This is a genomic window from Geodermatophilus chilensis (genome assembly GCF_002802985.1).
Classification (GTDB): domain Bacteria; phylum Actinomycetota; class Actinomycetes; order Mycobacteriales; family Geodermatophilaceae; genus Geodermatophilus; species Geodermatophilus chilensis.
The window spans coordinates 1-8,977 of the sequence record NZ_NVPT01000187.1 but is presented as its reverse complement, the minus strand read 5'-3'; the positions used below and the strand labels follow the sequence as shown (position 1 = coordinate 8,977).

9 protein-coding genes are annotated in these 8,977 nt (G+C 72.3%); 4 read left to right on the top strand and 5 right to left on the bottom strand.

The window, feature by feature from the left end:
- The first annotated feature begins 84 nt into the window (after positions 1–84).
- Complete coding sequence (locus tag CNO22_RS23050; protein WP_100501615.1) at positions 85–486, top strand: inorganic diphosphatase; 402 nt, start codon at positions 85–87, stop codon at positions 484–486.
- Between the two features lie 526 nt (positions 487–1,012).
- On the opposite strand, the gene CNO22_RS29395 is transcribed toward CNO22_RS23050, so the two are convergent.
- Positions 1,013–1,189, bottom strand: a complete 177-nt coding sequence (locus tag CNO22_RS29395) for a hypothetical protein (protein ID WP_232807279.1) — start codon at positions 1,187–1,189, stop codon at positions 1,013–1,015.
- Between CNO22_RS29395 and CNO22_RS28565 the strand changes: the two genes are divergently transcribed.
- On the top strand, positions 1,115–1,393 hold the full coding sequence (locus CNO22_RS28565; RefSeq protein WP_332870101.1) for a class I SAM-dependent methyltransferase: 279 nt from the start codon (positions 1,115–1,117) through the stop codon (positions 1,391–1,393). The two genes, CNO22_RS29395 and CNO22_RS28565, sit on opposite strands and share 75 nt — an antisense overlap.
- Positions 1,394–2,142: 749 nt before the next feature.
- Here CNO22_RS28565 and CNO22_RS23040 read toward each other — a convergent pair.
- The 4 genes from CNO22_RS23040 to CNO22_RS23025 form a co-directional block, all read right to left on the bottom strand.
- Positions 2,143–2,715, bottom strand: a complete 573-nt coding sequence (locus CNO22_RS23040) for a DsbA family protein (RefSeq protein WP_100501614.1) — start codon at positions 2,713–2,715, stop codon at positions 2,143–2,145.
- 3 nt (positions 2,716–2,718) lie between these two features.
- Complete coding sequence (locus CNO22_RS23035) at positions 2,719–4,461, bottom strand: S9 family peptidase (protein WP_198588547.1); 1,743 nt, start codon at positions 4,459–4,461, stop codon at positions 2,719–2,721.
- Positions 4,462–4,592: 131 nt separating this feature from the next.
- Entirely contained in the window at positions 4,593–4,892 is a 300-nt protein-coding gene (locus CNO22_RS23030) for an antibiotic biosynthesis monooxygenase family protein (RefSeq protein ID WP_100501612.1), read from the bottom strand.
- Between the two features lie 746 nt (positions 4,893–5,638).
- Positions 5,639–6,508 (bottom strand): alpha/beta fold hydrolase, encoded by an 870-nt coding sequence (locus CNO22_RS23025; protein ID WP_100501611.1) that lies wholly within the window; start codon positions 6,506–6,508, stop codon positions 5,639–5,641.
- A gap of 386 nt (positions 6,509–6,894) precedes the next feature.
- Here CNO22_RS23025 and CNO22_RS23020 point away from each other — a divergent pair, with 386 nt between their 5' ends.
- A complete protein-coding gene (locus CNO22_RS23020) occupies positions 6,895–7,743 on the top strand; it encodes a class I SAM-dependent methyltransferase (RefSeq protein WP_100501610.1) in 849 nt (282 codons plus the stop codon).
- Positions 7,740–8,882 carry an NAD(P)/FAD-dependent oxidoreductase gene (locus CNO22_RS23015; protein ID WP_100501609.1) on the top strand — a complete coding sequence of 381 codons (1,143 nt, stop codon included), beginning with the start codon at positions 7,740–7,742 and terminating at the stop codon, positions 8,880–8,882. Before CNO22_RS23020 ends, CNO22_RS23015 begins: the two co-directional genes overlap by 4 nt.
- The last annotated feature ends 95 nt before the right edge of the window (positions 8,883–8,977 follow it).

The window sequence follows — 8,977 nt, the reverse complement described above, 5'->3', positions numbered from 1 at the left end:
CGCCTGGTAACGGGGCCGCTCACCACCTAATCAGGCGTTTCTGCACGTCAACCGGCAGATTCACGTCACCAGACGGGCTCACAGCTGCGGAACGCGAGCCTGGGCGCGGTCGCCTTTCCCGCCGACTACGGATTCGTGCCAGGGACGGTAGGGGAGGACGGGGAGCCCTTGGACGCCTTGGTGTTGCTCGATGAGCCGACCTATCCGGGCATCTGGGTCGCGGCCCGAGTCATCGGGGTGTCGTGGATCGGCACTCGCACCGGACGCGAGGCCAAGTTGCTCTGCGTCGCTCTGCGTGACCCGGCCTACGAGGACGTCCACGACCTCGTTGACCTTCCTCGCCATGTCGTCCGGGAGATCGGCCAATTCTTCGATGTCTACAAACAGCTCGACGATGGCACCACGACGACCGACGAGGGGCAGGACGGGCGGCAGGTGGCCATCCGCGTTCTTGCCGAAGCCCGCGCCCGGCATCGCAGGTCCTGAGATCATCGCTCCCACCGCCGGCGGGTGGCAGCCCCGGCTCTGGACCTACGCCGTCTTCGCTCTGGTGATCTACAGCCGACCGCTCCGCGGAGGGAACGCGCCGGGTGTCTCCGACTGATCCGGTGGTTCCGCGCCGCCCACGGCGTCCCCCCTCCGCAGCAGTGGCGCCGGACGGGCCGGGCCAACTGACGGGCGACCGGCGCTTTTCCCCGCAGCCCGGCAGAGCGAGGTCGCGCGCCGGTGCCGCCGCCCTCGGCGCCCGCCTTCCGTGGGAGCGGTGCAGCCCGGCGTCGAGGTTCGATCGGAGCGAGGCGAAGGTCCCATCCCGGCCGGTGAGCGGGCGGCCGTCCGGGCCAGCGCGCGGTTCGCCAGGAGGCGATGCCGACCGTCCCGGTGTTCCAGGAGGCGTCGGAGACCTTGACGCACGCGCTGCGACTGGCGCCTCCGAGGGGCTGGCGGTGGAGTTCGGGGTGTACACCGGCGGCACCCTGGCGGTGATCGCGCAGGCCCGCGCTGGTAAGGACGTCTACGGCTTCGACTCCTTGGCGGGTCTGCCCGAGGACTGGCGCTCACGCTTCCCGCCGGCGCCTTCCGCGTCGACGCCGTTCCGACGGCCCCAGGTGCCGAACTGGTCGTCGGTCTGTTCGCCCACACGCTGCCCCGGTTCCTCGCCGAGCACCGCGGCCCGGTGTCGTTCCTTCACGTGGACGCCAACCTCTACTCCTCGGCGAGGACGGTGCTCGCCCACGTCGGCCCGAGGCTGCGCCCCGGCACCGTGATCCTGTTCGACGAGTACTTCAACTACGCCGGCTGGGAGGAGCACGAGCACCGTGCCTGGCGGGAGTTCGTGGCGGGCAGCGGAATGCGTTTCCGCTACGCGGCTACACCCAGGACGACGAGCAGGTGATCGTGCAGGTGACCCACACGGACGGTGGCACGGGGACAGGCCCGGCCCCCGCTTGATCGGACCTCCCGTGCTGCTCCCAGCGGTCGAGGGGTTGGCCGCGACACGCGCGGGGTGCAATGCCACCGCGGCATGGGAGGCACGACCGGTGTGGCGGGTCGGGCGGGTCGACAGCCCTACGGCAGCCGGTGCACCCGGCGCGACGACAGCGTGGCGACCGCCCGGAGGCTGCGAAGGCAACCGGGACCAGACGGCTACCGGGCCGTCAATACCATGTCGATGGCCACGAGCTCGGTGGAGGCATGGGGCGCAAGGACTGATCTGGGTCGAGGGCGCCGGCCACTTCGCCCTGGCGGACCGCCGGGACCTGGGGCCGAGGCCGTCAGTGGCGCGGTGCGGGATGCGCACCCACCCTGACGAGACCCTCCTCACCCACTCATGGGGTAGGCAGGGGACGAGTGGAGGACACGGTAGTGGCTCGGTGCGCGAACCAGCCCCTCGAGGGCCCAAGGCGCACCTCGAGAAGCAGTCCCAGGTGTCCAGTGGCAGGAGCGGTCAGATCCGACCCGGCGATGGCAGTCACTGGTCCGAGTCCGATTAGAAGCAGAGCTCCAGGTCAGCTGGATGTTGTTTGCCTCGTTCGGGCGAAGTACCCGTCCTGCTAGGCATGCATGAGGTCGTCCCAGCGGCGGCTCGGCTCCGGCCCCGTTCCCGGTGCTGGGCAGACGCGCGCTCCACAGGGACGAGCGCGGTCAGCCGCGCAGCAGGTCTCCCAGTGCCTGGCCGTCGTACAACACGGAGGAGTCGACCGGCTCGCCGTCGAGCAGCGCCGCGGGTGTGCCGTGCGGATCCTGTTGCTGGAATCGCCGGTCGACCTCGACCACCCAGGCCTCGTACCGCCCCTCTCTGACCCCGGTCACGTAATCCGGGTCGTCCAGGCCGACTCGCCTGCCCAAACCGAGCAGGTCCTCGGCGGTGAACCCGCCGCTGTGCTCGGGCGGTTGGGTCGCGAACAGCTCCCGGCGTAGTTGGTCGAACCGGCCCGTCTCCGCGGCGAGAGCCAGCGCATTGTCGGCGCGCACCGACTCAGGGCCCAGGAAACACCGCATCCGGTACTCGACCGCGACCGCGCCGGCGGCGACCTCGCGGCGCAACAGGTCTCCCGACGCCTCCTCGAACTGCCGGCAGTAGGGGCACTGCGGGTCCTCGAAGACGACGAGCCGGCGACGAGCGTTGTCGCTCCCGACCAACACCCCGCCTTCTGTGGTGTGACCGGAAGGCACTGGCGTGGTAGCCGAGGAGTTCATGGTGCCGTCTGTACCCACGATTCAGGTCCGCTTCATGACGCGGTCCAGAAAGGCCATGGCGCGGGGATAGGCGTCGAGTCGGTTGGCCAGCTTGGCCAGGCCATGCCCCTCGTCCCCGTAGACGAGCAGCTCGCAAGGCACGTCCCGGCTCTTGAGGGCGGCCACCAGCTGCTGGGCCTCGTTCAGGGACACCCGCGGATCGTTGGCGCCGTGGACGAGGAAGATCGGCGCGCGGATCGCGTCGGCGCGCCGCAGCGGGGATGCGGCAGCGAGGAACTCCCGATCTGTGCTGAGCGACCCGTACTCCCGCTCGCGGTGGGCGCGCCGGTGGTCCGCCGTCCGCTCAAGGAAGGTGATCAGGTCACTGATCCCCACGACGTCGACGCCAGCAGCCCACAGTTCGGGCTGGAACGCGCATCCGGCCAGCACCAGGTACCCGCCGTAGGAGGTGCCCCACAGCGCCACACGGGCCGGGTCCAGCCCGGCGTGGGTGAGCCAGCCGTGGACGGCGGCGAGGTCGAGTAACGAGTCCAGGCGTCGGGTGGTGTCGTCGAGGCTGTAGTAGCGCTTGCCGTAGCCGGTCGAACCCCGGACGTTGGGGAGCGCGACGGCGTAGCCGCGTGCGGCTAGCGCCTGCACGACAGGGGAGAACGCCGGCTGCGACTGTCCCTCCGGCCCGCCGTGGAGCAGCACCACGGCTGGGGGCGGAGGTGCCCCGGCCGGGATGATGGGTCGGTAGAGCAGCAGCGGCACGGCGAGGCCGTCCGCACTCGTCACCGTATGCCGCTCCGGGCGGCGCAATCGTGTCCGGTCGACCTCGAGAGGTCTCTGGGTCACCGGCTCCGGGGGCGCATCCGCACGGAGACGCCACACGTCGGGCGGCATGCTCGGCGAGCTGCACGTCGCGACCACGCACCCGTAGTCAGCGACCAGCGGGTCGGGCAGCAGGTGGCTCCAAGCCAGCACCGTGTCCGGGTCGGGGAGCCGGAGTCTGCCCCGAGGTGCCATGGTCTGGGCGTCGAACAGCTCGCCGGCGCTGCTGCCGTCGACGTTGCTGACCGCCAGGAGCGTCCTCCCGTTCGGGCTGGTCCACCCCGCGACGTCCCAGGCCCGCGCCAGCACGACGGTCGCCTCGTCGGTGGTGATGTCGACGCGGATCAAAGCGTGGCGGTCCATGCCCAGATTGCTGCTCACCAGCAGGGTCGTCGCGTCGACCCAGGCGGGAGCGCCGACCACGGCCGCCTCACCTGGGTGGGGGAGTACCACCCGCTGTTCACCGGTCGCGACGTCAAGGAGCAGCAGGTCGTTGTCCATCGGCCGCGGCCCAGGACGTAGCACCGACAACCAGCGGCCGTCCGGAGAGAAGCCGGAGGCGGGCTGGCACCAGCCGCCGCCGTCGTACAGCAGCCGCTCCTCGCCTCCATCGAGGCCGAGCAGCCGGACATCGAATGCGACTCGGTCCCGACGGTTGGAGAGGATCGCCACCCTGTGGCCGTCCGGGCTCATCCCGGCGAGGTGGTGCACGGTGCTGGGGTCGTCGGTGAGGGCCTGCACCATCGACCGGTCGCGCGCCACCGGACCGTCGAGGTCGAGCAGCCACAGCTGGCTGCGCTCGTCACCGCCAGCATCGCCCTCGACGACGGCCTGCCGATGTCCGGGCCGGTAGCGCGCCGTGATCACCCGTTCGTCGAACGCGGTGAGCGATCGCCTGTCCCCGGCGTGCCACTCGGCGAGCTGGTCAAGTCCGGTCGCGTCCGTGCGCAACAACAGACGGTCGCGGGCGCAGTCGAGAACGGCCGTCGAACGGGCCTGAAGGAGCTCACGCAGCACGGGACGTGTCCGGCTGTGCCACCGTGCAGGAGGAGGCGTTCCGGGGGCCGGACGGACTGGGCGGGTCAGCCGCGACGCGCGTCCGCGACCACCTCGAACCACTCCGTCCGGCTCCGCTCCTCGAGCCGCTCGAGCGTCGATCGTTGTTCGAGGAACGCGGGGTCATGGTGCCAGGCCTCCCAGTCATCCCGGCTCTGCCAGGTGCCGACGATGACCCGTGTGTGGGGTTCCTCCGTCGGAGTGAGCAGTTGTCCCGAGACCCAGCCCGGCCGGTCGCGCGCCGACTCGAACCGGTTCCGTACGGCCGTGTCCCACTCGTCCTCCCCGCCCGGACGCAGCCGGGTGGTCGTCACCACGGTCATCATCGACAACTCCCACGCTGGACGGTCACCTGATCGGTCAGTCTCGTCCGTCGGTCCTCCCGCTGCACTCGCCGGACGAGCGACCGGCCGACACACTGCCCGCTGCTTGCCCTCGTGCGACCGGACGCTGCCGCGCCGATCTGGTCCTCGCTGTGGTAGGGCCAGCGTCGGCCGTGGATCACCCGCGCGTGCGCACGCCCGGCCGGCGAGACGGAGCCCCTCCCGCAGGAGCCACGGCCTCCGCACGCCTGAGGTCGTCCAGAGCAGCAGCGTCCCCGTTGTGGTCCGCGGTCGTGCGCCAGGCGGCGTGGGCGACCACCGGCCCAACACCCGCGGTCGTGCGTTCTCAGCGCGCTGAGTCGACGCCATCAAGGACGGGGACGAGGACCTGTCTCCGCACGGGGTCGGGGTCCTGGGTGGCGGTCCCGGGGCCCTGAGGGGACGGGTGGTCACCCCGTCCGGGCAAGCTGCAGCACCGCGCCGACGTGCGGCGCGACAACACCCTCGACAGCCTCCGCCCCGACGACATGGAGCCGCGCACGAGGACCGCTTGCCAGGCTGGCTCGCCCGCGACGCCCTGCCCTCGGCCGCGGGCCTCGACGGTGGCCGCTGGGCGCCTGCGCTGAGGCTCGGCGCGGCGAGGGCTCGTGAGCCCCCGCTCATCTGGCCCTCGCTGGGTCACTGCCAACGGCACCAGTGCCGTCAGGGCATCGGTCCAGGCCGCGTCCTCTACGAGCCTCCGGCAGCGGTCACGGCGCGGTGAGGTCGGCCAGGATCTCGGCGGCGTGGGTGAACCCCAGGAGGTGGCCGCTACCGGGCAGCACCCGCAGGTCCGCGGTGGGCATCACCGCAGCCAGGAGGCGTGCGCCCGGCAGTGGGGCCTGCCAGTCGGCGCGGCCGTGCCAGAGCCGGACCGGTCGCGGCACGTCCGCGACGGGGAAACCCCACGGCCGGCGCAGCAGTGCGCGGTCGTAGGCCCCGGCCTGCCACCCCTGCCAGAGCCCCTCCGTGAAGGTCTCGTCCAGCGTCGACCGCACCTCCTGCCGGTCGAGGAGGGCGCGATCGGGCGGCCCCAGCCGCCTCCGGAGGTAGGCGGACATCAGTGGCGGCCACAGCGCGGCCGGGCCCATCAGGGGCAGTGACGCCGCTGTCGAGATCCGTCCGGGACGCAGCAGGAAGGAGCGGAGCCCGGAGGGCACCGGCGGCCAGGGCCACGGGAGGTCCGGTGGTGGGGCGGCGCCGACCGCGGCGATCCGTCCGACCCGGTCGGTTAGCGCGCGGGCCAGGGCGAACGCGTAGGGCACCCCGGCGGACAGTGCCAGCAGCCGGACGTCGCCGAGGTGCAGTGCGTCCAGAACCTGCTCGGCGTCCTCCGGCCAGTCGACGATCCGCCGTCCCGGCGCCGGATCCGACCGGCCGGAACCCGGGCGGTCGATTCCGATCAGCCGCACTCCCAGGCGCCGGTAGCCGTCGCCGTTCGGGAAGTAGCGTTCCCGCCGGCTGCTCGGCGCACCGTGGCAGTTGACGACGGGGACACCGTCCGGGTCGCCGTACTGGGCGTACGAGACCCGGCGTCCGTCCGCCAGCCGGATGGTCCCCTCCCGGTACGGGCTCCCCATTGGCCGTCTCTACCCCCACGGCCGGCTGCAGTCGGAGACCGCGGCCGCACGGATCGCGTGTCAGCCCCGCGGACGGCGGGGGTGCCTGCACGGGGCCCACCGTGCTGTCGGCAGGCCGGCCCGTCCGGATCCTGAGAGGCTGTCGGCAGACCACGGGCGGGTCGCGGAACGGGCGGAAGTCCCAGGGAGCCGGCCTGCCCATCCCTCGTGCGGTGACGCACGCAGGGTCGGGTCCTCCCTGGAGGCCGTCGCGACAGGAGCCGAGGGTGCTGGGTCGAGTCCGTCGTGCACTGGTGGTGCGAGCACGCGAAGCCGTCGGGCGGGGTCGGCCGGGCGGGCGAGGGAGAGTTCCGCACGACGCCCTCGTCGATGAGCTCGAGGACCTGGTGGCGCAGGCACGTGCGGACCTCGAGGACCTCGTCCGGCAGCACGGCAGGGACGTCGAGGAGATGCTGCAGCGGCAGGCCGAGCGGGTGATCGCGGCGGTGCACGAGGCGGAGATGCGCGAGCGGCGCGACATCCGGGCCGCCGGTGAGCGGGCGGCCGTCCTGGCCAGCGCGCGGTTCGCACAGGAGAGGATGCCCAACGCCTCGGTGTTCGCGGACCCGTCGGAGACCCTGGACCAGGCACTCCGACTGGCGCCCGACCGCGGGATGGCGCTGGAGTTCGGCGTGTACACCGGCGGCACGCTGACGGCCATCGCGCAGGCCCGTGGGGGCAGGGACGTCCACGGATTCGACTCCTTCGCGGGCCTGCCCGAGGACTGGCGGTCGCGCTACCCGGCCGGCGCTTTCGAGGTCGACGCCGTGCCGACGATCCCGGGGGCCGAACTGGTCGTGGGCCTGTTCGAGGAGACACTAGCGGGGTTCCTCGCCGACCATCCCGGGCCGGTGGCGTTCCTGCACCTCGACGCCGACCTGTACTCCTCGACCAGGACGGTGCTCGACCACGTGGGCACGAGGCTCCGTCCGGGCACGGTGATCCTGTTCGACGAGTACTTCAACTACGCCGGTTGGGAGGAGCACGAGCACCGTGCCTGGCAGGAGTTCGTGGCCGCCAGCGGGATCGGCTTCCGCTACGAGGGCTACACCCAGAACGACGAACAGGTGGTCGTCCGGGTGACCGATTCACCGGCCGCCACCGCTCACGGTCAGGACCGCGCGTCCGGGGGGTCGTCGGAGCCGTCGTCGGCAGCCGCGACGCCGGGTCGCGACGTCGGAACGGGAGAACGGTGATCCGGCGGGAGCATGGTCCTCGGGTTGCCGTCGTCGGCGGAGGGGTCCTCGGGGTCTCCACCGCCGCGCGGTTGGCCGAGCGCGGTGCGCGCGTCACCCTGCTCACCGAGGACGGCCTCGCGAGCGGTGCCTCGGGCCGCTCGCTGTCCTGGCTGAACTCCTTCGGCCGGCGCTCGCCGGAGTACCACCGGTTGCGCCTGCTGGGGCTGGACCGTTACCGGACCTTCTGCTCCCGCACCGGCTCCGCCGCGTACCTGGTGTTCGACGGCGGCCTCGGCTGGGCCGCCGCGGGCCAGGTGGAGGGGCATCGGTCGGCGTTCGAGCACATGCGCCAGGTGGGCTACGCCGCCGAGTGGCTCAGCCGCGACGAGGTGGCGACCCGGACGCCCGGTGTGGACGTCACTGCGATCCCCGACGAGGGCGCCGTCTTCACGCCCCGCGAGGGCTGGGTCGACCTGCCGTCGCTGATCGACCAGCTCGCCGCCGACGTCGTCGCTCGTGGCGGGCAGGTCGTCACCGGCGCGGGGCGCTGCGAGATCGTGGTGGCTCGTGGTGCGGTGACCGGCGTGCGCACCACCGCCGGTGGACTGTGGAACGTCGACGCCGCGGTGCTGGCCACCGGCTCGGACGTGCCCCGGACCGTCGCACAGCTGGGGGTCGAGATCCCCGACGCAACGCCGATCGGGCTGCTGGTCCGCACGCCGCCCGTCGGCACGCGGCTCCGCGCCGTCCTGAACACACCCCGGGTGTCCGTGCGCCCGACCCCCAGCGGTGCCCTGGTCCTGGATGCGGCCTGGTCCGAGCAGGAGGTCGTGCTCCGGGAGGACGGGACCCACGAGGTCGAGGAGTCCACGGTCGACGGCCTGCTCCGCGAGGCCTCGGCGGTCCTCGAGGGCAACCCCGCGCTGACCCTGGAGTCCTACGGCGTGGGTCCCAAGCCGGTCCCGGGTGACGGCGAGCCGGTGCTGGGCGCGCTCGCCGAGGTCCCCGGCTACCACGTCGCCTTCACCCACAGCGGAGCCACGCTCGCGCTGATCGTGGGGGAGTTGCTGGCCGAGGAGATCGTCACCGGGGAGCCCAGCCCGCTGCTCGCCGCCTTCCGCCCCAGCCGCTTCTGCGGAGGACGTCGCACCGCCTGAGAACGCATCTCATAACCGAGTCACCGCGCCAGGCGCCGGGACATGGTCATGATCATCGCGATGTAGACCATCGCTTCGGCATGTTCGGGCCGGGT

What these genes read in the sequence shown, in the direction of transcription:
- CNO22_RS23030 (WP_100501612.1), bottom strand. Translation starts at nt 4,892, where the DNA reads ATGATGACCGTGGTGACGACCACCCGGCTGCGTCCGGGCGGGGAGGAC.
- CNO22_RS23025 (WP_100501611.1), bottom strand. Translation starts at nt 6,508, where the DNA reads ATGGGGAGCCCGTACCGGGAGGGGACCATCCGGCTGGCGGACGGACGC.